Consider the following 26,586-nt stretch of genomic DNA (forward strand, 5'->3'; position numbering starts at 1 on the left):
GCATGGCGAATATGACTGGCTCGACGGCTACGAAAATCAGTTCCCCGCCTTGCGCATCGCGCCGAGTAGACCGCCGATCTGCGGATGGACTTCCGAAGGCGCGGAGACGACGAGCGCCTGCAGCGGGGCGTAATATTTGATCGTCGAGGCGCCGCCGTTGATCGCCCAGGAATCGGGCGAGATGGTCGACGTGATCAGATCGACGAGCGCCGTGCCGTAGTCGCGGATCGTTCCGCCGCCGAACGCGACCAGTTCGCCGCTCCCTTCGCCCGAGTTCGCCAGCGACTGCGCCACCAGATGCATCGGCCCGCCGTTCAGCCCGGCATCGAGAAAGGCCGAATCGATCGACCCTGACAGCGCCTGCAGGTCGGCGATCTGCTGCCGACGATCGACGGACCGTTCGATCTGCTTCACGCTCGGCCGCACGCTGGGAGCGACCGCCGCGCGGGTTTCGGCGACGGTCGGAGGCGGAGCGAGATCGAAGTCCTGCGCCAGATCGTCGCGCCAGTTCCGGATCCTGCCGCGGATCTTCAGTTCCAGCTTCTCCAGCGTGGGCGAGCGCCCGTACTTTTCGTGACGGACGATTTCCTGATGCAGGCGGACCAGCTTCTCCAGCGCCGGCGCCGCGTCGATCGTCTCGTCCGCCTCGCGGACCTGCTTCAGCGCCGCGTCGATATCGTCGTCGATCGCGTCGAACTTTCGCGGCTCGTCGCCCGCTGCGGCCGCGGCGAAAACGAACAGCCCCAACCCCCATGCCGCGGTCGCTATGGTCCGTCGCATCGTCCCCGCCTCACTTCCTGACGCCCCGTCTCCTTCGTTGTCGCGCATCGACGGATGGAAGGCAAGGTCTTTCGTCTCGGACGGCTTTCGCTTCGCCGTTAGGGTTTCCTCGGCGAGCGGAGGGTGTAAGCCCTCCGTGGCGTAGCTGAATGCGCCGACATCGCCGGTCAGCACGCCGTCCGCTTCGTCGCATGCATTCCGAAACTCGATCGTCGCTGCGCCCAGTCGACGGCCTCGGGGGATTTACATCCCCCGCTCGCCTCGGACAGAGAGTGCGAATCGCGAATTTCGCGATCTACTCCAGCGTGAACGCGGGGAGCTTCACGACTTCGCCCCCCTTGAGCGCGCTCTGATGGGCGCAGATGCCGACGCAGGTCCAGTTGGCGCTGGTCACGGCGTTGGGCCAGGGGTCGCGGTCCTCGACGAGCGCGCTGACCATCTCGTTGACCAGATGCGGATGCGAGCCGCCGTGGCCGCCGCCCTGGATGAAGGAGAGATGCTCCGCGTCCTGAATCGACTGCGTGAACTTGCGGATCGGCTCGGGCAGCAGGTGGGCGAAGTCGGGCACTTCGATCTTCGACGCGATCTCGTGCTCCGGCTTCTTGGCCGTGTGCATGACGTGCGGCTCGCCTTCGACGAGCGACCACTCGAAGGACTTCTTCGTGCCGTAGACGTCGAACGATTCGCGGTACTGCCGCGCGACGTCGTACAGGAAGCGCCAGATGTGGGCGCTGACGTCGGAGTCCTTGATCTTGATGTGACAAGATTCGACGGCGAAGGAGTTGCCCGACTTCTTGGCGATGTCTTCGCGGACGGTTCCGCTGCCGAAGCAGCTGACGTACTCCGCGCGCCCGTCGAGGATGCCCAGGACCGGGCTCACCACGTGCGTGGCGTAGTGCATGGGGATCATGCGTTCCCAGTACTCGGGCCAGCCGTCCATGTCCTGCGGATGGGAGGCGGCGAGGTGCTGGATCTTGCCGAGCTCGCCCTTCTTGTAGAGATCCTTCAGGTACAGGAACTCCCGGGCGTAGACGACGGTCTCCGCCATCATGTACTTCTTGCCGGTCTCCTGCACGAGTCGGCAGATCTCTTCGCAGTCCTCGATGTTCGTCGCCATCGGGACGGTGCACATGACGTGCTTGCCGGCCTTGAGCGCCTCCTTGCTCATCCAGGCGTGGTCGGGGATCGGGCTGTTGATGTGGACGAAGTCGACCTGCGGATCGGCCAGCGCGTCCTCGTACTTCGTATACCGGGCGCCGATGCCGAGTTCGTCGCCGACCTTGTTCAGATGGGCCTCGTTCCGCTGGCAGATCGCGTACGGATTCGCGTCCGGATGGGCCTGGTAGATCGGCAGAAACTCCGCGCCGAAACCGAGACCGACGACGCAGACGTTGACGGGCTTGCGAGGCATAGCGTTCAAGGGATCAGGGAGAGAAGCAGTGCGAGAAAGCGCCGGCGAAAACGCCGCCTACGACGCCGGTTTCATTCGGCCCGATGGTAGCAGGCGGAGGGGTCGTTCGCTACGACGGCAGGGCTACCTGGCGAGTAGGATGAAACGGTCGCCTCAATCGCCGTTCGCTGCCGTTTCGCGCGGTGGTTGGTTTCGCGAGAGGCACTTCCGAATTGTCGCGTCGCCGGGACTTGGACGAGGAATCTGAGGAAGGAGGAACGGGGATGATCACGAAGGAGGATGCGATCCGTATTGCCTCCGAGTTCGTTCTTCGAGAGATGGGACGACCTCTCGCTCTGGAATTCATCAGCCACAAAACCCGGGCGATGAGGGAGATCGACGTCCGGCGCCCGTCGCTTCGTGCCTCGGAATCTGAACAGCGACGCCTTCTGGAAAACTACCGCGACCACTGGTGCGCTTCATTCGCTTTGGAGATCGATGGAACGCCGATCGATGCAGGGGTGTTCGTGCGCGTAAGAGACGATTCCGGCGAAGCGAGCTGGGGTCCATAGTCGAAGGTCCCGTTGAGAGAAGCGTTGCGCCGCGTGCTCTGAGGGCAAGTCGCGTGCTTGCGGAGCCACTCCATCCAACGAAGCCGTTGTTAGACTGACGCTCGTTCAGCCTTCTACCACAAGAGCCGCCGCATGCCGTACGTCAACGTGCAGATCACGAAGGGAGCCACGCGAGAGCAGAAGGAGACGATCGTGCGGGAGATCACCGACACGCTGGTCCGCACTCTCGGCAAGAAGCCCGAACATACCCACATCGTGCTGCAGGAGATCGACGAGGAGAACTGGGGCTTCGCGGGGATGCTGACCGACGAGTGGCGCAAGAAGGGCTGAATGCAGTCTACGGAGGCAGGCCCGTGCAGCGGCGGGCTGCGGGACTGCCGAAGCTTCGTCGATCAGGCCATCAGGTAAAGAAACGCTTCGTCAGCGCGCTTTCGCTGGGCGTCTTTCTCGATGAATCGCTGGAGGATCCCGTAGCCGTACAGGGTCTTGATCCGGTGCGTCAGGCGGGCTTCGTCGCGCTTCAGCATCCCCTTCCAATAGTCTGGATCGTGGGGGTCAAGTTCGGCCTTGGGTACGGCGCCCAGTTCGTTCTGCACGTCGGGGAGGGTCCGCCACAGCCGAATGTGTTGATGGTGAGCGGGCAACGCGCGCTTCGCCAGAGACTTGAATCCGAAGCGATCCATCTCCGTGATCGCCGCGGCGTGATTCACGAGGTGCCAGAGTCCGCCGAACCCCTGCTTCTTCACGGCGGCGGTCGCGATCAACTCTTCGACCGTGACGTCGACCATCTGCTGAATTGAGGCATAGGGTCGAAGCGAGCTGGCTTCGGGAAGCTCGACCTGATCGCCGTTCAGCCAGCCTCGCTCTTTGCCGTAGTAACCCCGGCCGGCGTGCGCCGTATCGAAGCCTGCGATCAGCTTACGAATGCCCTCGACGACGGTCGGCGTCGCGAAGTCGGCATGATCGCGCAGGGCACGAATCGCAATAGACGCGAAGATGATGTTGTGACCGGACTGCCGCGTCTCTCCGACGTTCTCTTCGAGAGCTTCGGCGATCGCGTCGATCGTGCCCGGCCCGGGGCGCTCTTCGGCGGGCGGAATGAAGAGATCTGCGGGCGCGATCCCTGCCTGCTTGACGTTCCACCAGATCGCTTCTTCGCCGGCGATGACTCGCTCGATCTCGCCTTCGACGCCTCGAAAGACTTCGTCGGGCAGATCGCTCTGGTCTTCTCCGAAGAAGTAGCCGGCCGCGACCGCGGCGCCCAAGTGCCCGGCCATCGTCCCGGCCTTGTGCGCGTTGGCGAGACCGTAGACGCCGGTCTGGAGGTACTTGAAATCGATCATGGTCCGTCGTCTCCTGATCGATTCACTCTACCATCGATCTTTCACGCCGACCCGACCTTGTCGTCTTCGGATCGCTAAGTCTCCAACGCGAACCGCAGCGACCAGCCTATCGATCGGTCGTTCTCCGGATGGGCAAGGGGTCAGCATGAATCGGGGCGGCAGAATCGTGCGAACGACCGGCGCCTCGGCGATCGCTCGGCCTACAATCGTTCCCTTATCGCTCACCAGCCTAAGATCGTGGCCGACCGTCTTTGAGACGTCACGAGGGACGAACCATGAAACTTGCCGAGGCGCTCGCTGAGCGATCCGACGCGCAGAAGCGGATGGAGCAGTTGAAAGCTCGCATGCTGCGCAACGCGAAGGTTCAGGAAGGCGAGACCCCAGCCGAGGATCCCCAGGCGCTCCTTGCCGAGTACGAAGCGCTGGCAGGACGTCTCGTCGAAATGATCCGGCGCATCAACTTGACCAACGCGGTCGCGACGGTCGCCGGAAGATCGCTGACCCAGGCGCTGGCAGAGCGGGACGTTTTGAAGCTGCGTCAGGCGACGCATCGCGATCTTGCGAACGCCGCGACGGTGACGCAGTCGGTCGCGACGCGATCGGAAGTGAAATTTCGTCCGACTGTATCCGTCGTCGCAGTTCAAAAGCAGGCGGACGCGATCGCGCGGGAACTGCGCGAACTGGACGCCCGCATTCAGGAGGCGAACTGGCTGATCGACTTGCTCGAGTAGCGGAACGCAGGTAGTCGAATCGAAGCGGTGAGCACGAACCCTTCCGGCAGGGTATGCCGGGTTCTGGTCCGCGCTCGGGGCGGCGCTGGCGGGTTCGATCCCCGCACCTCACGATGCATGCCCAGAACGCTTACAAGAGTATGACGCACGTAGATCCCGCACCACCGCGTGCTGGGCTTCGATTCGACGAGGGCGGGCAAGGGGAAACCGGCGTCTTCGCGACGCCGGGCGTTCCGCGAAAGGGCGACGTTTCCGGTGAGATTCGATCCGCCGATCGGCTCGCCGGTTCGCCGTGAGAGGTATCGTTTCGTAGGGCGCCTCAAGACCCGCATTTCGAAGAAGAGCTTCCTCGAACCCTGCTGAAACTCCATGCTTCGCATCCCTGAATTCGGCATGCTGATCGACGCGGCAGAGAACTGCGGGCTCGCGTCGCATGAGGGGCTCACGCTGTACGGTCCGATGGACGGCAGCTTCGGCGTCGGGATTACTAAACCGCAGCCGGGCGACGATCCGCAGGGGCAAATGGAGGAGCAGTACGCCCTGATGGCGGCGCTCGGTCCGGTGGGCGATAAGGGGGCGACGTTTCTGAATCGCAAGGGCGACCCGAGCGTCCCCTTCATCGGCGCGATCCGGAACCCGCATACCGAGCAGCTCTACCTGCTGATCCCCTACAACAACGTCGGCCTGGACGAGACGCAGTTGCGCAAGGCGATCGCCGGCCTGGTCGTCTGCATCGGCTTCGTCAGCCCCGCGATGGAGCGATGGGAGAGCGTCCTTCGCGGGCGGGCCTTCACCGCCGCTGATCATTACCAGCGGCAGCTCGGGTCGAGCGACGGCGCCTCGCTGGAAGTGACGATCCTCTTCCGTCCGGACGGCATATACGAGCGCCGCACGACGGGCCACGTCAGCGTCAGCAGCGGCGGGCTCTCCCTCGGTCGCGTCCGCGACGACCGCGAGACCGGACGCTGGGACGTCGTCGAGGCCGACGGCTCCCCTGCCCTGCGTCTGGAGAACGCTGCCGACGGCGAACAGGTTCTCTGGTCGTTAAGGCGGACGGAGACGACGTTTTTCTTCGAGGATCGGCCGTTCGTGAGGACGGGGTGAGCGGACCTTTCATCGACCGCAAGGCGAGCGGGGGATGTGAATCCCCCGGGTTCGTCGATCGACCGCAGCGATAGTCGAGCGTCGGCGGATCAAGTTCGTCCTAGACGGATGCAGCGTCAACGGCTGAAGAGCGCGAGCCGGCCTCGGGAGGGTCACGTCCCCCGCTCGCCGAAAGAATCGAATACGAAGAGCGTTACCCGATCTGAAATCAGTCTCTCCGACTTGGCGCCGCCGTGAACGAATACTCCATCCGTCAACTCGCTTCCGAACTTCCCTACCCCGACTCGGGCAAGAAGAGCGTCGTCGTGCAGGATGACGAACGGACGAAGGTCGTGCTGTTCGCATTCGCCGCGGGAGGCGGGCTGGCCGAGCATGTCGCCCCCCTGCCGGCGATCCTGCAGATCGTCGCGGGCGAAGCGGCGCTGACCGTCGGCGACGAGCAGGTCGCGGGCGTTCCCGGTACGTGGATCTCGATGCCGCCTGCGACGCCGCACAGCATTTCTGCGTCGCAGCCGACGCTGTTGCTGTTGACGCTGCTGAAGAGCTGATTGCGACGGACTCGAACGAACGAAAAGGGGATCGATGGCCGGAAAAGACCGGACGTTTCGCGCGACGGCGCTGATCGTGGCCTGCACCGACGTGAAGCGCTCGGAGGCGTTCTATCGTGACATGCTGGGGGCGACGATCGTTCCGACCGACAACGGCATCGGCCGGCGCTTTCGATTCGGAGAACTCGAAATCGTCCTGATGCCCAACGCGGTAAAGGCGAGCCCGGCCGAGTTTCCGACGCACGCGATGCCCATCCTGCGGCTCGAAGTGGACGACGTCGCCGCGACGACCGAATGGTTCGCCGAGCAGGACGTCCCCATCGTCGATCCGGGCGACGATCAGTTCGTGATGATCGCCGACCCCGACGGACTGGTGATCGAGGTGTGGCAGGCGGAATAGGCGGCCAGATCATGACGAAGTTTCGCTCGCTCGCGGGACTCGCGCTCCTCGTTTCGGCGGCTGATCCGTCGACGGAATGCCGGGCGGCGCTCGAGGGCGAGTTCACCCCCCCGGCAGCTTCAGCGTGGCCCCCGCCCCCGCGAGATAAGCCACCGCCTTCGACGCGTTCTGGATCAGCGAGGCGAGGTCCCGGCGACCGTCGGAGAGGAACGCGATCCGGGCGGCCGTCGCGTGCATCTTCACGGGCAGGCCGGGAAGCTGGAGCGTGAACCAGGTCGCTTCGCGATCGTATTCGAGCTCGTCGGCGAGCGCGTCCGAGTCTTCGATCTCGTCGATCTTCGCTTCGACGTCGAGCGGCGTTTCGAGTTCGATCACGACCCGGTCGAACCGTTCGTTGAAGATCCGCAGGAACTCCGGATCGCTGACGATCTCCGGCCGGCGAAAGGCGCTCGCCTGCGTCGTGATCCGGTACCGCGCCGCGTCGTCGGGATCCTGGTCCAGCGACAGATCCGCGTCGAAGGCCGGCGTGCGGATCGACGCCGTCGGCCCCTCGCAGGCGAAGTTGACCTCGCGCCGCTTGAAGTCGAAGGACGTACGGATCTCCTCGAACAGCGCCTCGGCGGCCTCGCTCACTTCGCGAGCGCCGGCCCCCTGCACGAACTCCCGCTCCCAGCGACTCCCCGAACCGAGCGCCTGCTTCGGCTTCTTGTAGCCCGACAGGTCCTTCACGCGTCCGCTCGTGAAACCGGCGAGCGACGCGCGGGGAAGCATGCCGGCGCCCGACGACTTGCCCTTGCGCCCGGCGAGCAGATCGTCGAGGTCGGCCAGCGGGCGCTCGTCGTTCGCTGAGCCGAGACGTCTCGGCGTCTGCGTGACGGCGCCGGCGATCGCTTCGCGGAGCGTGCGCGGTACGGCCTCTTCGAGATGGGCCTGCAACGTCCCGACGGTGAGGAATCGCTTCCTCGCGAGCGCGGCCGGCGCTTCGCCGCGGAGCGCCTGCACGACGGCGTGCGTCCAGAGTCCGTGACCCAGCTTGCGACTGGCATGCGACCGTTCGCCCCGTCCGCAGGAGACGAAGACATGCCGGCCAGCGCCCCCTGCGCAGAATTCGCGGAGCTCGTCCTCCGCCGCGGATGCGTCGAGATCCTGCGGCTCGCCCTCGACAGCAAAGCCGCCATGCGTCATATCGAGGAAGACCGTGATTCGTCCGGCCTTCGACGCGGCGAACGTCGCGAGCAGATCGGCCAGCGGCAGACTCGTTCCCTCCGCGTCGTCGGTCTGCGTGTCGTGCATTGCGAGGAGCGTCTCGCCTTCGATCGTGATCCCCTGGCCCGCGTAAAAGCCGATGATCGCGTCGTCCGGCCCCGCGTTCTTGAGGAAGCGTCGCAGTCGGGATCGCACGGAGGTCAGCGTCGCCTGGACGCCGGTCAGCACGACGGATTCTTCGGTCGCGGCGCCGAGTTCGTGCCAGGCATCGGCGGACGCCTTCGCGTCATTCTCCGCGAACAGCGTCGGCGGAATGGCTTCGTCGAGATAGGTCTCCGCCCCCACGGCGAAGACCAGCGTTCTTCCGCTCATATGCTAAAGATGACCTGCGGATGCGTTCGATTTCCTGAACGCATCGTACGCGGTCGGCCTTGCATCGTGGGGCCCCCATTCCGTCGAAGCGGCGGAGCGACCTGCCTTACTTCTTCCCTGCGATGAGGGCGATGGCCGCCGTCGCGGCAGTGCGGACGACGGGGTCGTTCTCCGCTCCGCGGAGAGCGGGCAAGGCAGCTTCGGCGCCGGGACCGATCTGACCGAGAGCGATGGCCGCGTCGATGCGGACCTGTTCGCTGGGACTTCGCAGTTCGCGAATCAGGCCCGGCGTCGCGGGCGCGGCTGCGGCGCCGTAGGTCGCGAGCATCTGGGCAAGGCAATGCCGTTCGACGACGACGCTGCCCTCCGCGTTCATCATCCGCACGAGATGGGGCAGCAGATAGTCGCGCGGACCTTCGCGACGCTGAAGCGCCGCCGCCGCGCGATCCGCCAGTTTCGGCTCGTCCAACGCCCTCATTAGCGCCGGCTGAATCCGAGCGGGAAAGTGCGGATAAAGTTCGTCGAGCGCCTCGACCAGCGCGGCATCCTGATGGGCGTTCATGGCTTCGATCAGGGCGGGAACGGCGTCGCTTGCGGCCGGTCCCATCTTCGCCAGCTGATCGGCGGCGCCGTTGGGCTTTCGCTCTCGCTCGTTCTGCAGCAGCGGAACGAGGCGTTCGACCGCTTTGGAAGCGTCTCCGTCCAGCCGCCATTCGACGAACGCGGCCAGGCTGGCAAGTCCTTCGTCCGGTGTGTTGCCCGCGGCTTGAACGTCAGGCAGCGTTTCTTTCGCGAGAGGTCCGATCTCGGCGACGACCTTCAGTGCGTAGGTCCTGCCCTTCGGCATCGGATGTCGAAGCGCGGCCTTCAGAACCGGCAGCGCCTGAGCTCCCTGCGCCACGAGGCCCCGATAGGCGATCATTTCTTCGCCAGTGCCGTACCACGCCTCCGGCTGCGCGAACGCGTCGAGGATCTCGTGCGTCACCGCGTCGTCGTACTGGCCGGTCGCCGAAAGGCCCAGCGCGGAATAGACGCGAATGCGATCGTCGGGATCCGCGAGCGAGTCGCGGAGGACGCTGCGATATTCCTCGCCCAGCGATGGAACCTCTTCCAGCTGCGAGAACAGCCAGAGCCTCTCCTCCGGCGTCATCTTCTCCTTCGAGGTCGTGAATACCTCCGGCGTGGAGGGAGCCGCGAAAGCCGTCGCGTCGAGGAAGAAGCAGCCGCCGAGGGTCGCGATAAAGATACTCGACGCTCGAATGCGGTTGCGCATGCCGGGACTGTCGCTGGCGGTGAGGAAGCGTCGCTCCCATTCTAGGACCGACGGACCCGCTTCCTCGTAACGCCGGCGTAAAGGCTGCCACGGCGAGCCTCGTCTACGTCGAGCGCCAGGCGCGGCACGCTCACCAGCCGGCGTACCCGGGACCATTGATCGGTCCGACGCCGCGGTGATACCGGGTGCCGATGGTCGTGCCGTCGCCGCCGTAATAGACCATCGGCGGGCCGCCGTAGTAGACGACGGGAGCGCCGCCGTAGAACGGTTGAGCGAAAGCGCCCGCCGGTCCGCCATAGTAGCCGCCGCTGCCGTAGCCTCCGCCGTAATCGACGACCGTACGCGGATAGTATCCGAAATGTCGATAGCCCCGCTGCGCGTCAGCGGACGGGACGAACGCGAGCGCCGCGATCAGGGCGATGACGCCTGCCGCGAGAGACTTCGTCGCGAAACGCATGAATCAGGTTCCTTGAAGGATTGGGCGTCGAGGGGCAGCGAGTCCGTCCGCGCTGCCGGTTCCCGGCTTCGGCAGGGCGCTATAGTCGCGCCGATCTCTCAGGTTAATTGCCGACGCGAAAGAATCGTCAGAATGATGGGAAGGATCCCTTCGCGAAGTTCGCGAAGGCGAACGGACCGGTACGTGCCTTTCCTGAGGCCGCCGCACGAACTAGAGTCGGGCGCTGCTCCTCTTCCCTCGCTCTCGTTTCTTATTAGGCCTTCGCGATGACGCGATTTCAGCTTGGACGTCGGTCGGCTCTGCAGGCGCTCGCCGCGCTGGGATCGGGTCTGCTCGTGGCGGGCGAGGTCGGCGCTCAGGAGCCGAAGATTCCGAATGACGAAGGGAAGACCGAAGGCAGCGAGAAGCTGCCGGCCAAGGCGCTGCTCTTCTCGGGCACGGGCTGGTATCGCCATCCCGAGATTCCGCAGTGCAACGGCTGGCTCGTCAGGACGCTGGGCCAGGCGGGGTTTCAGGTCGACGTGACCGAGACGCCCGGGGATATCACGCCCGAGCGACTGGCGACGTACGACCTGCTGCTGATGAACAACTGCAACGAGCTGACGACGCTGCTCAGCGACGCCCAGCGCGAGGCGATCGAGAAGTGGTACGCGGGCGGCAAGGGGATCGTCGCGCTCCACGCGGCGCTCGTGCATAACACGGAATGGAAGTGGTTCTACGATCTGGCCGGATGCGACTTCGACAGCGACTCGGTCTTCTCGAAGGCACGGGTGAAGGTCGATCCCGCCGCGGCGGATCATCCCGCGGTCAGCGGCCAGCCGGAGGAGTTCTACTACGAGGCCGACTGGACCAATCACGACAAATCCGTGACCGGCCTGCCCGGCGTGACGGTCCTGCTCCGCGTCGACGAATCGACGTACGAACCCGTTCGGCCTTACTTCCAGGAGCGAGGCGGCAAGCCGATGGGCGAAGACCATCCCATCGCCTGGCTGCGTCCCCACGGCGGCGGTCGATTCTTCTATACCGAGCTCGGCCACGACCTCCGCTCGCTCGACACGCCCTTCGGCAGGAAGCACCTTGTCGAGGGAGCCAGATGGGCCCTAGGCGGCGAAGCGCCAGCGGGGAGGCGAGTCCGCTGAAGGTCGCGTCAGTCGGTGAGCAAAACGACGCCGACGAAGGTTTGGGCGATGCCGGAAGCGAGCGTCGCGAGCGCGACGAACCACATCTGGTCCGCACGAGTCTTCGCGAAGAACGCGAACGGAAGCGTCAGTCCGCCGAAGACCGCTGCGAAGAATCCTACGGACATGATGGCGGCTGCCAGGGCGTGGAATTTCCCTCGGTCTCCGAAACGCATGCCGGGGAAGATCCGGTCGATGAGCGAATCGTGACCCGCGGCAAGCAGGCCGACGAGCGCGAGAAGAATGAACGAGGTCAGACCCAGCGACACCGCGATCGCGAGCAGAGTTCGAGCGATGAGCGAGATCCACATAGGACCATCGTAACTCCCGAAGACTCGGACCGCGGAGCGGTCGCTTCGTCGGGTGGGCCTTGGCCCACCTTCTTCGACCATTCGCTGGCGGAGCGTCGATCGAATGGCGAGCGGGGGATTCACATCCCTCGCTCGCCGAAGGACCGGATTCGAAGCCGCTCTCACCCCGGCAGCCCGAGGGCGACGCGCTTGTCATGCACGAAGCGGAGGTGATGGTCCATGTGAGTCATGCACTTCATGAACGCGTCCTCGAGCGTGACGGGCCCGCTCACGCTGTGGAGGCCGACGCGGGTCATCGCCTCGTCCGGAACCGTACGCAGGATCGAGGCCATCTGCTTTCGCGTCAGCTCGATCAGGCCGATCTCCGTCTCCAGGTCGCGCTCGTTGTAGGCCAGCGCGGGCGCGAAGAGCTGCGGGTCGGCGAACTGCAGCGTCGGTCGCTCCTCCGCCAGGATCCGCTTCATACGCTCGGCGAACAGGGCCTCCGAATCGGCCAGGTGACTGACCACCTCCAGCACGCTCCACTTCCCCTCGATCGGCCGCGCCGTGAGTTGCTCTCGCGTCATCCCCGCCGTCGCCTGCTTCACATGCTCGGCGCCGACGAGATAGAAGGAGAGGAGGTAGTTTTGCATGGGGGGGCCGCTCCTTCTTCGTAGGGTGGGTCATTGACCCACCTAACCCAACGGCGGCTGGCGGAGAAGGGTTGTATACGGCAAGACTTCGCACAGATCCTGCGTCGGACGCCGAAACGCGGCCAATAGAATAGGTGGGTCAATGACCCACCCTACTGAATACGCTGCGCGGGAGCTCGGGGGACTTTCGTCCCCCGCTCAGGAAGAGAAGAGATCGAGCGCCGAAAGAATTCCTCGATCGCCTGTCCCTACTCCCGCATCTCCGCCGTCGCGGCCATGACGATGGGGGCGGTGTCGTCGGGGCCTTTGAGGAAGGCGACGGAGGCGAGGGGTTCCGCACGCTCGGGGCGGACGGTCAGGAAGCGCAGCTGCTGCCCGCCCGGAAGAGCGAAGGCGAACTTCGACTCGGGGACGTCGACCCGGCGGATGTAGTCCGCGAAGTGAACGCCGTTCTTCAACTCGTGATCCTCCGTCTTGCCGTCGGCGTACGTGAAGCGGACGACCAAGGTCGTGGTGCCGCTCTCGCTGGCGGGAGAGCCCCAGCCGGAGACGCCGGAGAGCAGGTGCACCGCCGCGACGGGACCCGACAACGGAAGCTCGACCTGCTTCGGCATTTGCGGCGGCAGGTAGCCGGTCGGGCCGTACATCAGCAGCGCGTTCTTCACGCGGCCTTCCTTCGGGTCGACGAGCGCGAAGGGGACGCCTTCGAACGTCTTCGGGTTCCAGTCGTCGAAGACCAGCCGTTCCTGCCGGGCGTCCTCGCTGTAGAACATCCCCTTCGTGCTGACGGCGCTTGCGACCTTGGACAGGTCGAGCGGGACGTACTTGCCGCGCTTGGTCATGTAGGCCAGGAGGTCGGTCATGGCCGCGACGTCGAGCTGCTTCTCGAAGCCCTCGGGCATGAGCGACTTGGACGACGCGACCAGCTCTTCCAGATCCTCGCGAAGCAGGTTGTGCTTCTTCGCCTCGGCGTCGATCAGTTCGATCGACGTGCGGGTCTCGCTGGCGAGCAGGCCCGAGCGGACGCGACCGTCGGCGAGGATCGCCTGGTAGACGCGGAAGTTCCCTTCCACGCTGCGGCTGGGGTCCAGGATGTGGATCAGCAGTTCGTGCCGCGGGTGAACGGCCATGCCAGTCAGATCGGGGCCGATGGCGGTCCCTTCGCCCTGCATCTTGTGGCACTTGCCGCACTCTTTGACGAACAACTCCTTGCCGCGTACGGCGTCGCCCGGCTCGGTCAGCGCCGCGTGGTAGGCGTCGATGGCGGCCTGGCGATCGGCATTGGGCAGACCGCCCGCGTTCATCAGGATCTCGGCGGCCCGCTTCTTGATCGCGGGATCGGGATGCGCGGCCAGCGCCTGACGCTGATCGAGGGCCAGATCCGACAGCGGGATGTCGTTCTCCGCGAGCGCGGTGACCAGCCGATCGGTCCACTCCGCACGCGAGAGGAGCATCGAGAGCGCCCGTTGACGCAAGGAAGGCGTGAGCGAACTAAAGCGATCGGCGATGCCGGAGGCGACGGCGACCGACTGCGACTTCGCCAGCGCTTCGAGCAGGCCGACGGAGACTTCCGGCGGCGTCTGCGGCTGGATCTGTTTCAGGATCGAGGCGACGACCGACGCGTCGTTCGGACGGAAGGCGACCAGTTCCTGAGCGGCGAAGAGGCGCTTCTCGCTATCGAGCGAACTGTCCGCGATCTGCTTGACGTAGCCCGCGACCAGATCGCCCGCGAAGCTCTCCATCTTCTCGCTGCCGAGCGAGAGACCCAGCCGCACGAGGACGGATCGGAGATCGGCGGGCGCGGCGGCCATGGACTTCGCCAGACCCTCGTCCGCTGCGGCAGAGAGCTTGGCGGTCGCCTCCTTCGGCAGGCCCTTTTCGAGGCCGACTGCGATCGCGGCGATCGAGCTCTCCGCGTGCTCAGTCTGGCCCATCGCGACGAACAGGTCGTTCAGTTCGTCCGTCGGTTTGCCGCGGGCGAAGTGCTCGGCGACGCGAGCGACGACGGCGTCGAGTCCGGCAGGACGCTGCTCGGAATCCTCGTGCTGATTCTCGTTCGCCAGCGCGATCTTCAGGAACGGCAGGGCGTGCTTCGCCGCGGCGGCGGTGACGGCGTCGGCGAGCCACTTGTCCTGCAGCGTCGGCTGATCGCCGGCGACCGTGAAGATCTGCTCGGCGAGCGTCTCGTCGGTCGGGAATTCGCTGGCGCGGAGGAGCGCCGCGAGGCGGACCTGGGGATCGATCGTGAAGAGGACGCCGCTGCCGACGAAGGCGTCGAGCGATTCGTCGTCGATCGATTCGGCCGCGGCGCGCATGACGCCGGCGGGCTTGTTGACCAGCGAATCGGCGATCGCCTTGCGCACGGCCTCCTGCTTCGCCGTAGGAACCGGAACGGCGTCGAGCAGCCAGATCGCGTGCATCGCTGCGGGAGCGAGACCCGCTTCGTCAGTCTTCGCGTTCTTCACCAGATCGACGAGCGCGTCGGTGACGTCGCCGGCCCGGCCCTCTGCGATCAGGCGATGGGCATGGCGACGCCAGAAGAAGTTGGAGTCGGAAAGCGCTTCGACGAGTTGCGCCTGCGTCGCGTTCTCCAGCGAGGCGATCTTCGTCGGATGCGTCGACTCGTCGCCGACGTACTTCAGGCGATAGATCCGGCCATGCTTCTTGTCGCGGAGGTCGGTGACGTAGGCGGCGCCCTTGCCGGTCTCGAAGCCGGCGGGCGTGGGGTTGTGCTGAACGACGATGTTGTACCAGTCGATGATCCAGACCGATCCGTCGGGTCCGACCTCGGCCATGATCGGCGCCTGCCATTCGTCGACGCCGGCGATCAGGTTCCAACTGTTCTTCGCGACGAACGTGCTCCCCTGCGGTTCGAGCGTGAACGTCGCCGTCAGGTGGGCGGTCGGCTCGCTGACGAAGGCGGTGCGGTTCCACCACGCCTTCGGGAACTGCCGGGCGGTGTAGAGGGCGTGACCCGCGGCGGCGGTGAAGCCGCCATGATGGTCGACCTGCCGCACGACGTCGGTGATCGGGTGAATGCGATCGTTCGTTGCGATCGTCCCCAGCACGCTGGGCGACCAGCCGCGGACGGCCTCGTAGTAGCGATTCGCGACCGGCATGTGAACGCTGGGATTGCCGTTGGCGGTCGAGCCGAACAGGATCCCCTCCTCGCTGACGGCGACGCCCCAGCAATTGTTGTTCACGTTGCGGAGGAATTCGAACTCGCTCACGACCAGCGGATCCTGCATGTTGCGCGTGGGCGCGACGCGGAAGCGGTAGAAGCCCTGGCGGAAGTTGCGATCCTCGCCCGCGATCTCGCCCCGGAAGCCGGCATAGCCGACCTGGCCGTAGTACCAGCCGTCGAGCCCGTAGGTCAGGCTGCTGGGCCCCGCATGCGTGTCGTTGGTCGACCAGCCGGTGAAGAGGACGCTCCGCACGTCGGCCTTATCATCGCCGTCGTCGTCGCGGAGGAACAGCGTCTCCGGCGCCTGATGCACGATCACGCCGCCGTGGGCGAAGGTCAGGCTCGTCGGGATGGAGAGCCCTTCGGCGAAGATGGTCGTCTTATCGATCTTGCCGTCGCCGTTCGTGTCTTCGCAGATGCGGATCCGGTCGCGACCCTGACCCTTCAGTTGCAGTTCGTTGGGGTAGTCGACCGTTTCGAGCAGCCAGAGCCGGCCGCGCTCGTCCCAGTTCATCCCGATCGGCTTGCCGATCTGCGGCTCGGACGTGACGAGTTCCAGTTCGAAGCCGACCGGGTGCGTGTAGAGCTTTCGCGAGTCCTCCGGGGACAGGGGGGCCTGGAACTCGGTGACAGGGTCGCCGACGGTGCCCCACTTCTCGCCCGCGGGATAGAAGGGGAGCTTGCCCTGCATCTTCTGCGTCTCGGGCAGATCCTGAGGCAACTCCGTCATCTGCGGAGCGTCGCGGAAGGTCGGCGCCTTCGACGGATCGTCCTTCACGGCCCAGCGGATGCCTCGCTCGACCAGATTGACGAAGCCGGGGTTCGTGAACGTTCGCGCATCGTGACCCCACGCGGTGTAAAAGACGCGACCCTTCCCCTGCTCGCGAACCCAGGTCCAAGGTTCAGCGGAGTTGTTCCTCTCCTCACGGACCTCCAGGACCGTGCGGCCCTCGTCGTTGTGGCGAGTGTGGACGTAGGTCTCGTCGAACGATTCGAACCCGCCGAAGCCCTGCATGATCGGGTGATCGGGCGCGACGATCTTCGTGCGGAATGTGCCCGTCCCGTGGCGCTGGAACTGGGCGCCGACGAGGTCGATGTAAGCGTCCGAGTTGCGGAAGCAGTACGACGCGCAGTGCAGCGGGATAAACCCCTGGCCCTGCTCTTCGACGTAGGCCAGCAGCGCCTTTTCCTGCTCGGCAGGGAGCTCGTCGATGTTGGCGTAGACGATCAGGCCCGCGTAGTCGGCGAGCGTGTCGGCGTTGAGCGCCTTCACGTCGTCGGTGTACGTCAGGTCGATCCCCCGCTCCGCGAGCGCCGGCGCCAGTTCCTTGAACCGTAGCGGCGGCTGGTGATGGCCGTTGTCGCCTAGGAAGAGGAGCGACAGGCGTTCGCCCTCGGCCTTCGCGGGAGCGGCGAAGAACGACAGCGCGAGGAGCGAGAAAGCGATCAGACCGAACAGACGCTTCGACACGGCAACGTTCCTGTCACGTCGGGAGAGACGGGGGAGGAGGTTCGATGACTAGAGACAGGCGAGCGGGGGACGTCAGTCCCCCGAGGCCGTCGATCAAGCAGAGCGGAGATCGAACGTGAGAGAACCGACCGGACGACGGCGGGCGCTCCCTTTCGCCGGAGAACTCGCGATCGAGGTCGATCTCCGACCTTCCATATTCGCCCGGCGAACGATCACGGGCCATGACAAATAACGCAAACTGCCTGAGATATTTTACCGCCCGGCGTCCTCGTTCGCCCGGACCTGGCTGTCGCCGGAGCGGCCCTGGACGGACCGGCGGTACTGACTGGGCGTCTCTCCCGTTTCGCGTTTGAACGCGAACGAGAGGTACTCGACATGCTCGAAACCGGCGCGATTCGCGATCTCCGCCAGCGACATATCCGTTTCCGCGAGGAGATGCTTCACGCGGTCGATCCGCAGGCGCTGGATCTCCTGATGCGGCGTCCGTCCGAGAAGCTTCCGGAAGCGACTTTCCAGGACTCGCCGGGAGACGGGAACTTCCTTCAGGATGTCGGAGACGTTCATGCCGAAGCAGGCGTTCTCCCGGATGTAACGGAGCGCGGAGGCGACGTCCCGGTCTTCGATCGCGAGCACGTCGGTCGACTGTCGCGTTTCGACGCCGAGCGGATCGATGAAGTGGCCGACCGGAGGGACCGTCTCGCCCGCCATCATCAGGTCGAGCAGCCGGGCCGCTTCGTACCCGGTCCTTTGCACGTTGGGAATCACGCTGCTCAGCCGCGGCGAGGCCAGTTCGCACACGAGCGGATCGTTATCGACGCCGATTACCGCGATCTCTTCCGGCACGGCGACGTCGATATCCCGGCAGACGTCGAGAAGCTGCTGCGCCTTGATGTCGTAGCAGGCCATGATTCCGACCGGCTTAGGCAGCTTGCGGATCCAGCGGGCCATCCGCTGACGCTCGCGGGTCCAGGAATAGGCCGGATCGTTTCGCGAGATCGAATCGTAAACGTGAACCTGGCGCCCGGACTCCTCGACGATCTGAACGAAGCGATCCCGACGCCAGACCGACCAGTTGAAGCCGGGGTCGCCGCAGTAGGCCAGATCGCGAAAGCCTCGCTCCATCAGATGATCGGCAGCGAGGCGCGCGATGGCCTCGTCGTTCGTTTCGACCCAGGCCATGTCGGGACAGATCCGCGCGGCGCTGACGTCGATCACCGGCAGCCCCGTCTTGCGCACGGCAGCGGCGATCTCATCCGTCTCGATTCGCGCGATGATGCCGTCTCCTTTCCATCGCGACAGCCAGTCGGGCGGCGTCGCCCCGCGTTCCTGTTCGGGAACGTAAAGCGACCAGGCTTCGTGCCGCCGCACGTATTCGAGCGCCCCTTCCAGCACGCCGCGGGCGTAGGCGTTCGAGGTCTCGATCAATAGCGCGACGGAGCGGCGGCGTTGCATGGTCAGGCGTCTTTCGTCGGCATCGCCATTTCGCTTCGGAGAGTTCTGCACGTCTGGGCGTCCCCTGGCTGGCTCGCCCATACGTGCAGCGAAGCCCGCGGAGGCATGCCGCCCGGGATTCGTTTTCTCCAGCGTACTCGGCGAAGAGATGCCGTTTCGGCGAGCGCTCGCCGAACGCTGAGTCGATGGCCACCCTGCATGAGCGGAACGCCTCGCACCGTTAGTGCGTGTCGCACTCACATGTAGCGTTCCCGGCGATCTGAATCGCCGCGTCATCGGCGCACAGGCCGCTACAGTTTCGCGAGACGCGATCTAGAATGTCCGCTTCTCTTCTCGGGGCCGAGGATCGTCAAGGGCTGGCGTGGGTCGGTCGCGCCTGCACAGCGAGCCTCGTCGCCATGACCGGTCGCCTCTTCTTCTGGTCGCTCACCTCGGCGCTGGCCGGATTTCTGTTCGGCTTCGACACGGTCGTCATCTCCGGCGCCGAGCAGAAAATCCAGACGGTCTGGGAACTGTCGGCGTTTCAGCACGGCATCGTCACGAGCGCTGCGCTCTGGGGGACGGTGCTCGGCGCCCTCGTCGGCGCCTGGCCGACCGATCGATGGGGACGGAAGCCCACGCTGATCGCGATCGGCCTCTTCTACTTTTTCTCCGCCGTGTGGTCGGGAATGGCGTTCGGACCGATCGACTTCTGGATCGCCCGGTTCCTGGGCGGACTGGGCGTCGGCGTCGCGACGGTCTGCGCCCCGCTCTATATCTCCGAAATCGCGCCGGCTGCCTGGCGGGGACGGCTGGCGGGCCTGTTCCAGTTCAACATCGTGTTCGGCATCCTCGTGGCGTTCGGATCGAACGCGGCGCTCGCAGGGGTGAGCGAACACGACTGGCGCTGGATGCTGGGGGTCGAGGCGATCCCCGCGGTCATCTATGCCCTGCTCTGCCTGACGCTGCCCGAGAGCCCGCGGTGGCTCATCACGAAGAAGCATGACCTGAAGAAGGGTCTCGAGGTCTTGGAGCAGATCTCCCCGCAGGAGGATCCGAAGAAGATCGCGGAATTGGCCGATCAGATCGCCGCTTCGTCGACGGAGAGGTCGGCCCGCGAGCCCTTCTTCACGATGCGGCTATTCCGGCCGATTTCGCTGGCCATTCTGATCGCCTTCTTCAACCAGCTCTCGGGCATCAACGCGATTCTGTACTTCGCGCCGCGGATCTTCGAGATGACGGGACTCGGCGAGCAGGCCGCGCTGTTGAGGTCGATCGGCATCGGCGTCACGAACCTGATCTTCACGTTCGTGGGGCTGTGGCTGATCGATCGCGTGGGGAGAAGGACGCTGCTCTATATCGGGTCGACGGGCTACATCGCGTCGCTGGGGCTGTGCGCCTGGGCCTTCTTCTCGGAAACGTATTCGATCGTGCCGGCCTGCATCTTCGCCTTCATCGCCGCGCATGCCGTCGGCCAGGGAGCCGTGATCTGGGTCTTCATTTCGGAGATCTTCCCCAACGAGCATCGGGCCGAGGGGCAGTCGCTGGGGAGCTTCACGCACTGGATCTTCGCGGCGCTGCTGACGACCTTCTTTCCGCAGATGGTCACCGCGTTCGCGCCGGGCTACGTGTTCCTCTTCTTCTGCGGCATGATGGTCCTGCAACTCGTCTGGGTCGCGCTCGCCGTGCCTGAAACGAAGGGCGTACCGCTCGAGGAGATCGCCGCCCGGCTGGGCATACGCCCGCGGGACGATCTCTCGTAGGTCAGGCATTGCCTGACGGCTTCTTCGTGGCGGCGCCGATCGGCGATTCGCCTTCCCGCGAACCGGATACTTTGCGCCGTCCGCTTCCTCCGCGTCGTCAGGCAATGCCTGACCTACGGAAGCAGCGCTTCTTCCAAGGCCTCGCCGTCGCAGGCGAACTCGGGCAGGTCGAGCAGCTTCGCGATCGTGGCGGCGACGTCGATGTTCTCCGCGCCCGAGAGCTTGGCGCCCTGCTTGATGCCGGCGCCGGAGAGAACGCACAGGGCGTTCATCTTCTTCAGGTCCGAGACGAAGCCGTGCGACCCGAGGGAGGTTTTCGCCTCGACGTTGCCGGCGACGAAGGCTTCCCCCTCGACGGACCCTGACACGGCGTAGCCGTCCTGCGCCACCAGGATCGCGTCGGGCGCCTGGGCGTACTCCCGGGGATGCGGCATGCCGTACTTCGCGAAGTCATCCGGACGCACGACGGCGGCGACCCCTTCCTGACCCTCGAAGAGCTTCGCCGCCCGATCGCGATCGGCCTCGGCTTCGCCCGGGTGGGTGCAGTAGACCAGGCCGATGCCTCCCTCCGGAACGACATGCACCCGGGCGTCGGTCATCTTCCCGGCGGCGACCGTCAGCAAGCCCTCCTGCCGAAGCAGGACGTTGGGGCAGATCGCCTTCGGCGTCATCGCGAAGCCGTGATCGGAGACGACGATGATCGTCGTCGAGTCGCGGATGCCGGCGTCGTCGATCGCCTGCACGATGCGGGCCAGGCACATGTCGGCGTAGGCGTTGGCCGTGTACCCGGGCTGCGACTGCGCGCCCTCCGCGTGATGCGTGGCGTCGACGTTCAGCAGGTGGATCAGCGTGAGGTTGGGCTTCCGTTCGCGGATCAGGTGGCAGGCCGTCTCGGTCCAGACCAGATCGCGTCCGACGATGCTGCCGGACATGAAGGACTTCTGCGTGTCGTCCTGCAGGATGCCCTCGGCGATCAGTTCGTCCCGCAGTCGGGGCGTCATGTGCTCGACCTGCTCCGGCACGTCGGAGAAGCTGTCGTCGAGCGTCTGCGAGCCGCGCGTGCAGGGCCAGTTGACGTCCGCCGTGGTCAGGCCGGCAGCATGGGCGGCGTCGAACACGGTCGGCGCGTGGACGAGATCCTTCTGATCGCGACGAGGGTCGACCGTGACCGGCTGATCGGCCCCTCCCCGGACGAGCACGCCGTTGGCCAGCACGCCATGCTTGATCGGATGGACGCCGGTCACCATCGACGTGTGGTTCGGCCAGGTGACCGACGGGTTCGAAACCTGCATTCCTTCGGGCGCGTGACTCCCCTCCTTCGCCAGCCGGCGGAGCGTCGGAACGGGCGCCTTCGGATCGTCGAGCAGGAACGCCGCGAACCCGTCGATGCTCACGACGACGACGTGGCGGTCCTTCGCCTGGGCGAGCGCCGACGAGGCGCCCATGCCGCCGGCGACGAGGGCGAGCGTCAGGATCAGCGCGGGCCGGAAACGGAAAGATCGCATGTGCGTCGCTTCGGAGGAGGGAGATCCGCAGGCGGGGCCGCCATTATCGTCCGCCGCGACAGGCCCCACAACAGAGTCCCTTCCGCGGCTGGACGCCGGCAGCGGAACTCCGACGCCGCACCGGTCGACAGGCTCGCCAGACTCCACTTGAAGCCCGTTCTGAGCTAGGATGATCGGACGCCCGGATCGCCGGACGCGGGCAGTTCGCTGCCCCGCATGCGGCGCCCGAGAAGCTTTTCCCCAGGTCGTCTCTCCGTTCTTTGCCCAGCAGCGAGGCTTCGTGACCGCCGTCCCGGAACAGCAGCACGAATCGTCCCCTGAGGCTTCGTCCCTGGTCGCCGCTTCGACGGCTCCGGTGGAACTGGCGCAGCGGCTGCTCACGCATATCGGCAACGTCGTTCTGGGGAAGCGCGACCTGGTCGAGTTGTGCCTGGTCGCGATGCTGGCGGGCGATCACGTCCTGCTCGAAGACGTCCCGGGCGTCGGCAAAACGCTGACCGGCAAGGCGCTCGCGAAAAGCATCGCCGGCAGGTTCAGCCGTCTGCAGTTCACGCCCGACCTGCTCCCCAGCGACATCGTCGGCAGCACGGTCTACGACCCGCGGGAGAGCCGCTTTTACTTCAACGAGGGGCCCGTCTTCGCGAACATCGCGCTGGCGGACGAAATCAACCGCGCTCCTCCGCGGACGCAGAGCGCGCTCCTCGAAGCGATGAGCGAGGCGCAGGTCAGCGTCGACGGCAAGACGTACAAACTGCCCCGCCCGTTCGTGGTGATCGCGACGCAGAACCCGTACGAGTTCGAGGGGACCTATCCGCTCCCCGAGAGTCAACTCGACCGGTTCCTGCTGCGCGTCTCGATGGGCTACCCGAATCGGGAGACGGAGAAGCGGGTGCTCTCCTCGCACCTGGCGGGAGAGCCCGTCGACCTCCTCGAACCGATCGTCACCTGCGAACAGGTGGTCGCCATGCAGGACGCCGTCAGGGCGGTCCGCGTGGAGGACTCGCTGTACGACTATCTCCTGTCGATCGTCGAACGGACCCGGCGCCACGACGAGATCCACCTCGGCGTGAGCACCCGCGGGGCGTTGTCCCTGTTCCGGGCGAGTCAGGCGCTGGCGTTTTTGCGGAAGCGGGATTTCGTCATTCCGGACGATATCAAGACGCTCTGCGTCCCGGTGCTGGCCCACCGGATCCTGCTCAAGGGGACGCTGCTGGCGGCCCAGCGGGAAGCGGCGGAAAACTGCATCCGCCGGATCGTCGATTCCACGGATGCGCCGGTGTAAGTGAGCCGCCCGTCTTCGCGAGACGGCGGCGGGCGGCGCTAGGTCCCCTTCTTCCCTTCGGAACGCTTCTTCGGCGAGCCGTCGCGACCGGGGACGCTGCCGGGCGGAGCGGCTTCCTGCTCGGTTTCGGGGGCTCGTTCGAGCGAGAACGGACGGCAGGAATAGCCGTTCTCCCTCCAGCCGGACCAGTCCGGCGAGCTGACGTTCTTTTCCTTCATGGAAGAAACGAAGGCGATGATCGCGCGCAGCTCGGTCGGCTGAACCGATCCGGGTTGCGGAACGCCTTGCGAATCGACGACAGCCCAAACGGGCATTTTCCCTGCCCTTGCTGCAAGAAAACGGAAGCTTGCAGGTATCCTGCCCCGCTCTGCCCCATTTCGTCAAGCAACTTTGACGGAAGCGGAGAGAATCGCCCCGAATACCTGATATCTCGGTCGAAATCGATCCAGGGCGGTCGATAAATAACCACCCGACTGGGCGGTGGGCGACCAGGCCGGTATCTCGGCCACCGCGCCGGAGACGTAACTCCTTGCTGAAGACGAAACGGACACGGGAATTAACTGGTCCCTTACGTAAAGCCGTTTCGGGCGGTGGTATTCGCCCGGTATTTGCAGTGACTCGGGGGACTGGGGAAAGGCGGCGCGAAGGGAGGTAGGAAATGTTTTACGTTTGGGCCGTGGTGAACGGCGAAGGGCTGCCGATGATCGACGCGATCGAGTCGGACCCCGATTCCGCGATCGCGAAGTTCCTCCGCACTCGTCCGCCCGAGTCGCCCCTCGACTGGAGCGCCTGGCAGGCGCTCGGCTACGCCTGCGAACGATTCCGCCTCGCGAAGGAGAACGGTCGGGAGCGGTAACTGAACGGGCGGGAACCGGCGGATCGCCCCGCCAGGATTTCCCTTGCCAAAACCGCCCTGCGGGAATCATCATCAGAGAAGGCAAATCTGTCGGAACGATGGAGACGGCGGCCCTGTCGTCTGCGTTAAGTCCGGTAGGTGAAGCGGTTTTCGCGTCGCGAAGCGCTTCGCCCCCTCCTTCTGCTGCCTTCTCCCGCCCCCCCCGCCTCGCGTGAATCCGCTCGAATACCTTCGATCGTTCCGTCGACGACCGTCGACTCTGTCGCCCCGCGCGACGTGGGCGATGCAGTCGATGTCGTATTCGCTCGGCAGGACGCGGCTTTTCTTCAAGAAGCAGCTCTGGGTCTGGCCGATCGTCGGCGTGCTGCTGCTCGCAGCGACGGGGCTTTACGTACGCAGCGCCGTCGAATCGACGATGCGGTCCAGCCTGCAGTCGGAATTGCAGACCCTGCTCGACATCGAAAAGGCGATGCTGCTGACCTGGCTGGAAGCCCAGGAGGCGAACGCCGAATCGCTGGCGAACGACATCGACCTCCGCACCGACGCGCATGCCCTGCTGTCGCAACTCGAGGCGACGCACGCGGTGACGATGGGGTCCGAAGCGACCCCTCTGGAAGGAAACGCGACGCCCCGTGCCGAAGCGGCGCCGACCGTCGCTGTCGATCCCGGGCCGGTCGCGACGTCTCTTTCGCCCGACGCTTCGCGAACGGCGGCGCTGCTGCGACAAGCGCTGGCGAAGAAGATCGCGCCCGATTTGTCCGCGCACGATTACGTCGGCTACTTCATGGCCGACAAGTCGCAGCGAATCATCGCCGCCGCCGACGAGTCGATCGTCGGCCGTCAGGAAGTGCCCGAGTACCAGGCGTTTCTCGCGAAGGCGTTGCAAGGGGAGACGACCGTTTCGCCCCCCTTCCCCAGCGTCGCGCGGATCAAGGACGAATCCGGCCACTTGAAGACGGGCGTGCCGACGATGTTCGTCTGCGCCCCGGTCCGGGACGAGAACTTCCAGGTCGTCGGGGCGCTCGCGCTGCAGATTCGACCGGGGCAGGAGTTCACGCGCATTTTGCAACTCGGACGCCTGGGCGAGACGGGCGAAACCTATGCGTTCGACGCCGACGGGCTGATGGTCTCCAATAGCCGGTTCGACGAGGAACTGATCCTGCTGGGCCTGTTGCCCGATCAGCCCGGTTCTCAGTCGATGCTGCAACTCTCCGTCCGCGATCCGGGCGGCGACATGACCGCCGGTCATCGTCCGGGCGTTCGTCGGGCCGAACTGCCGCTGACCAAGATGGCCTCGGCCGCGACGGCCGAGAATTCCGGCATCGATCTTGACGGGTACTCGGACTATCGCGGCGTGCCCGTGGTGGGCGCCTGGACCTGGCTGCCGAAGTACGGCATGGGCCTCGCGACGGAGGTGAACGTCTCCGAGGCGTATCGCCCGCTGACGATCCTGCGGTGGACGTTCTGGGGCCTGTTCGCGCTCCTGGGCGCGACGTCGGTCGCGATCTTCGTCTTCACCGTGATCGTCGCCCGGCTGCAGCGCGAGGCGCAGAAGGCCGCGGTCGAAGCCAAGAAGCTGGGACAGTACGCCCTCGAAGAAAAGCTCGGCCACGGCGGCATGGGCGTCGTCTACAAGGGGCGGCATGCCATGCTCAGGCGGCCCACGGCGATCAAGATGCTCGACCCCGACAAGGTCACCGACGCCGCGATCGCGCGGTTCGAGCATGAAGTGCAGATCACCTGCCAGCTCAACAACCCGCACACGGTCGCGATCTACGATTACGGTCGCACGCCCGAGGGCGTCTTTTATTACGCAATGGAGTACCTCGACGGCATCGACCTGCAGAACCTGGTCGACGACCACGGACCGCAGGGGGACGGTCGCGTCGCGCATATCCTCAAGCAGATCTGTGAATCGCTGTACGAAGCCCACTGCACGGGGCTCGTCCATCGCGACGTGAAGCCGGCGAACGTGATGGTGACCCGTCGCGGCGGCATCGCCGATATGTGCAAGACGCTCGACTTCGGCCTGGTGAAGGCGGTCGACGAACGCAAGCTCGCGAACATCTCCGGCGATCGGGCTCTGACCGGAACGCCGCTCTACATGTCGCCCGAGGCGATCCAGTCCGCCGCGCTCGTCGACGCGCGGAGCGATCTCTACGCCGTCGGCGCGGTGGGATACTTCCTGCTGACCGGACGCCCCCCGTTCGAATCGTCGAGCCTGGTCGAACTCTGCCGAATGCACGTCTCCGAGACGCCTGTTCCGCCGTCGGAGCGCGACGGAGCGCCCTGCACGGCCGAGATCGAAGCGGCGATCATGAAGTGCCTGGAGAAGAACCCGGCCAAGCGCCCGCAGACCGCCCGCGAGCTGGCGAAGATGCTCGAGGCGGCGCCCGTCGTGGAGCCCTGGTCGACCGACTACGCCGAGGCGTGGTGGATTCGCCGGGATAACGAGATCGCCGCGGCGGCCAGCGAAGCGGCGAACGGTCCCTCTCGCGGTTCCGGCCGGCGGAGAAAATTCGGCGCCTCGCGCGGGGGCACGTCGCGATACGCCGGATCGACCTCTCGCGCGGCGTCAGTGCATGGTTCCCGCGCCGGCGTCTCGCACGGCAGCGATCCGGAAGACGCCGCCGCTCCGCTTCCGGTCGGCAATGGCGCGGGCGCCCTTCCCCGCCGCGGCGCAGCGCGTCCCGGCAACGGCGCAGGGCCCCACACGATCGACCGCCCCTCGCCCAGCTTCCACGGCGAGACGATGCAGTTCCGCCAACCGTCGGACGAGTAGCAAGCGCGTCGCGTG

At 65.6% G+C, this 26,586-nt stretch carries 22 protein-coding genes and 1 pseudogene; 11 read left to right on the forward strand and 12 right to left on the reverse strand.

Translation table 11 applies throughout. The features are described 5' to 3' along the window. Positions 1–36: 36 nt before the first annotated feature. Positions 37–780, reverse strand: a complete 744-nt coding sequence (locus SH602x_RS02465) for a hypothetical protein (protein ID WP_479475292.1) — start codon at positions 778–780, stop codon at positions 37–39. 295 nt (positions 781–1,075) lie between these two features. Next, the gene (locus SH602x_RS02470; protein WP_479475293.1) at positions 1,076–2,191 is read right to left on the reverse strand and encodes a Gfo/Idh/MocA family protein; all 1,116 of its coding nucleotides are present in this window, start codon (positions 2,189–2,191) and stop codon (positions 1,076–1,078) included. 263 nt (positions 2,192–2,454) lie between these two features. On the opposite strand from SH602x_RS02470, the gene SH602x_RS02475 reads away from it, so the two are divergent. Continuing rightward, entirely contained in the window at positions 2,455–2,742 is a 288-nt protein-coding gene (locus SH602x_RS02475; RefSeq protein WP_479475294.1) for a hypothetical protein, read from the forward strand. Between the two features lie 129 nt (positions 2,743–2,871). Next, a pseudogene (locus SH602x_RS02480) lies at positions 2,872–3,072 on the forward strand (tautomerase family protein); the annotation flags it as partial. Positions 3,073–3,134: 62 nt separating this feature from the next. On the opposite strand, the gene SH602x_RS02485 reads toward SH602x_RS02480, so the two are convergent. Next, on the reverse strand, positions 3,135–4,085 hold the full coding sequence (locus SH602x_RS02485; protein WP_479475295.1) for a hypothetical protein: 951 nt from the start codon (positions 4,083–4,085) through the stop codon (positions 3,135–3,137). Between the two features lie 275 nt (positions 4,086–4,360). On the opposite strand from SH602x_RS02485, the gene SH602x_RS02490 reads away from it, so the two are divergent. The 4 genes from SH602x_RS02490 to SH602x_RS02505 all read left to right on the forward strand — a co-directional run bounded on the left by SH602x_RS02490 (position 4,361) and on the right by SH602x_RS02505 (position 6,868). Continuing rightward, on the forward strand, positions 4,361–4,816 hold the full coding sequence (locus tag SH602x_RS02490) for a DIP1984 family protein (protein ID WP_479475296.1): 456 nt from the start codon (positions 4,361–4,363) through the stop codon (positions 4,814–4,816). A 369-nt stretch (positions 4,817–5,185) separates the two neighbouring features. Continuing rightward, positions 5,186–5,920: a hypothetical protein gene (locus SH602x_RS02495; protein ID WP_479475297.1), complete on the forward strand. Its 735-nt coding sequence runs from the start codon at positions 5,186–5,188 to the stop codon at positions 5,918–5,920. A gap of 233 nt (positions 5,921–6,153) precedes the next feature. Then, positions 6,154–6,468, forward strand: a complete 315-nt coding sequence (locus tag SH602x_RS02500; protein ID WP_479475298.1) for a cupin domain-containing protein — start codon at positions 6,154–6,156, stop codon at positions 6,466–6,468. A gap of 34 nt (positions 6,469–6,502) precedes the next feature. Beyond that, positions 6,503–6,868, forward strand: coding sequence for a VOC family protein (locus tag SH602x_RS02505; protein ID WP_479475299.1), 366 nt, complete (start codon positions 6,503–6,505; stop codon positions 6,866–6,868). A 102-nt stretch (positions 6,869–6,970) separates the two neighbouring features. On the opposite strand, the gene SH602x_RS02510 is transcribed toward SH602x_RS02505, so the two are convergent. The 3 genes from SH602x_RS02510 to SH602x_RS02520 form a co-directional block, all read right to left on the reverse strand. Beyond that, the gene (locus SH602x_RS02510) at positions 6,971–8,446 is read right to left on the reverse strand and encodes a caspase family protein (RefSeq protein WP_479475300.1); all 1,476 of its coding nucleotides are present in this window, start codon (positions 8,444–8,446) and stop codon (positions 6,971–6,973) included. Between the two features lie 106 nt (positions 8,447–8,552). Further along, positions 8,553–9,719, reverse strand: a complete 1,167-nt coding sequence (locus tag SH602x_RS02515) for a HEAT repeat domain-containing protein (RefSeq protein WP_479475301.1) — start codon at positions 9,717–9,719, stop codon at positions 8,553–8,555. A gap of 130 nt (positions 9,720–9,849) precedes the next feature. Then, positions 9,850–10,176 (reverse strand): hypothetical protein, encoded by a 327-nt coding sequence (locus tag SH602x_RS02520; RefSeq protein ID WP_479470033.1) that lies wholly within the window; start codon positions 10,174–10,176, stop codon positions 9,850–9,852. 266 nt (positions 10,177–10,442) lie between these two features. Between SH602x_RS02520 and SH602x_RS02525 the strand changes: the two genes are divergently transcribed. After that, positions 10,443–11,315, forward strand: coding sequence for a ThuA domain-containing protein (locus SH602x_RS02525; protein ID WP_479475302.1), 873 nt, complete (start codon positions 10,443–10,445; stop codon positions 11,313–11,315). Positions 11,316–11,323: 8 nt separating this feature from the next. On the opposite strand, the gene SH602x_RS02530 is transcribed toward SH602x_RS02525, so the two are convergent. The 4 genes from SH602x_RS02530 to SH602x_RS02545 all read right to left on the reverse strand — a co-directional run bounded on the left by SH602x_RS02530 (position 11,324) and on the right by SH602x_RS02545 (position 18,404). Continuing rightward, on the reverse strand, positions 11,324–11,665 hold the full coding sequence (locus SH602x_RS02530) for a hypothetical protein (protein WP_479475303.1): 342 nt from the start codon (positions 11,663–11,665) through the stop codon (positions 11,324–11,326). 161 nt (positions 11,666–11,826) lie between these two features. Then, positions 11,827–12,297, reverse strand: coding sequence for a DinB family protein (locus tag SH602x_RS02535; protein ID WP_479475304.1), 471 nt, complete (start codon positions 12,295–12,297; stop codon positions 11,827–11,829). A gap of 248 nt (positions 12,298–12,545) precedes the next feature. Continuing rightward, on the reverse strand, positions 12,546–16,952 hold the full coding sequence (locus SH602x_RS02540) for a PVC-type heme-binding CxxCH protein (RefSeq protein ID WP_479475305.1): 4,407 nt from the start codon (positions 16,950–16,952) through the stop codon (positions 12,546–12,548). Positions 16,953–17,204: 252 nt separating this feature from the next. Continuing rightward, the gene (locus SH602x_RS02545; RefSeq protein WP_479475306.1) at positions 17,205–18,404 is read right to left on the reverse strand and encodes a XylR family transcriptional regulator; all 1,200 of its coding nucleotides are present in this window, start codon (positions 18,402–18,404) and stop codon (positions 17,205–17,207) included. 398 nt (positions 18,405–18,802) lie between these two features. Here SH602x_RS02545 and SH602x_RS02550 point away from each other — a divergent pair, with 398 nt between their 5' ends. Beyond that, positions 18,803–20,146 carry a sugar porter family MFS transporter gene (locus SH602x_RS02550; protein ID WP_479477089.1) on the forward strand — a complete coding sequence of 448 codons (1,344 nt, stop codon included), beginning with the start codon at positions 18,803–18,805 and terminating at the stop codon, positions 20,144–20,146. 113 nt (positions 20,147–20,259) lie between these two features. On the opposite strand, the gene SH602x_RS02555 is transcribed toward SH602x_RS02550, so the two are convergent. Further along, positions 20,260–21,651 carry an alkaline phosphatase family protein gene (locus SH602x_RS02555; RefSeq protein WP_479475307.1) on the reverse strand — a complete coding sequence of 464 codons (1,392 nt, stop codon included), beginning with the start codon at positions 21,649–21,651 and terminating at the stop codon, positions 20,260–20,262. Positions 21,652–21,931: 280 nt separating this feature from the next. Here SH602x_RS02555 and SH602x_RS02560 point away from each other — a divergent pair, with 280 nt between their 5' ends. After that, positions 21,932–22,933: an AAA family ATPase gene (locus SH602x_RS02560; RefSeq protein ID WP_479475308.1), complete on the forward strand. Its 1,002-nt coding sequence runs from the start codon at positions 21,932–21,934 to the stop codon at positions 22,931–22,933. A gap of 38 nt (positions 22,934–22,971) precedes the next feature. Here SH602x_RS02560 and SH602x_RS02565 read toward each other — a convergent pair whose 3' ends face one another. Continuing rightward, positions 22,972–23,247: a hypothetical protein gene (locus SH602x_RS02565; protein ID WP_479475309.1), complete on the reverse strand. Its 276-nt coding sequence runs from the start codon at positions 23,245–23,247 to the stop codon at positions 22,972–22,974. Positions 23,248–23,591: 344 nt separating this feature from the next. Between SH602x_RS02565 and SH602x_RS02570 the strand changes: the two genes are divergently transcribed. Both SH602x_RS02570 and SH602x_RS02575 read left to right on the forward strand, forming a co-directional pair. Next, entirely contained in the window at positions 23,592–23,789 is a 198-nt protein-coding gene (locus SH602x_RS02570; RefSeq protein WP_479475310.1) for a hypothetical protein, read from the forward strand. Between the two features lie 292 nt (positions 23,790–24,081). Continuing rightward, positions 24,082–26,571 carry a serine/threonine protein kinase gene (locus SH602x_RS02575; protein ID WP_479475311.1) on the forward strand — a complete coding sequence of 830 codons (2,490 nt, stop codon included), beginning with the start codon at positions 24,082–24,084 and terminating at the stop codon, positions 26,569–26,571. The last annotated feature ends 15 nt before the right edge of the window (positions 26,572–26,586 follow it).

Source organism: Lignipirellula cremea (assembly GCF_056501455.1).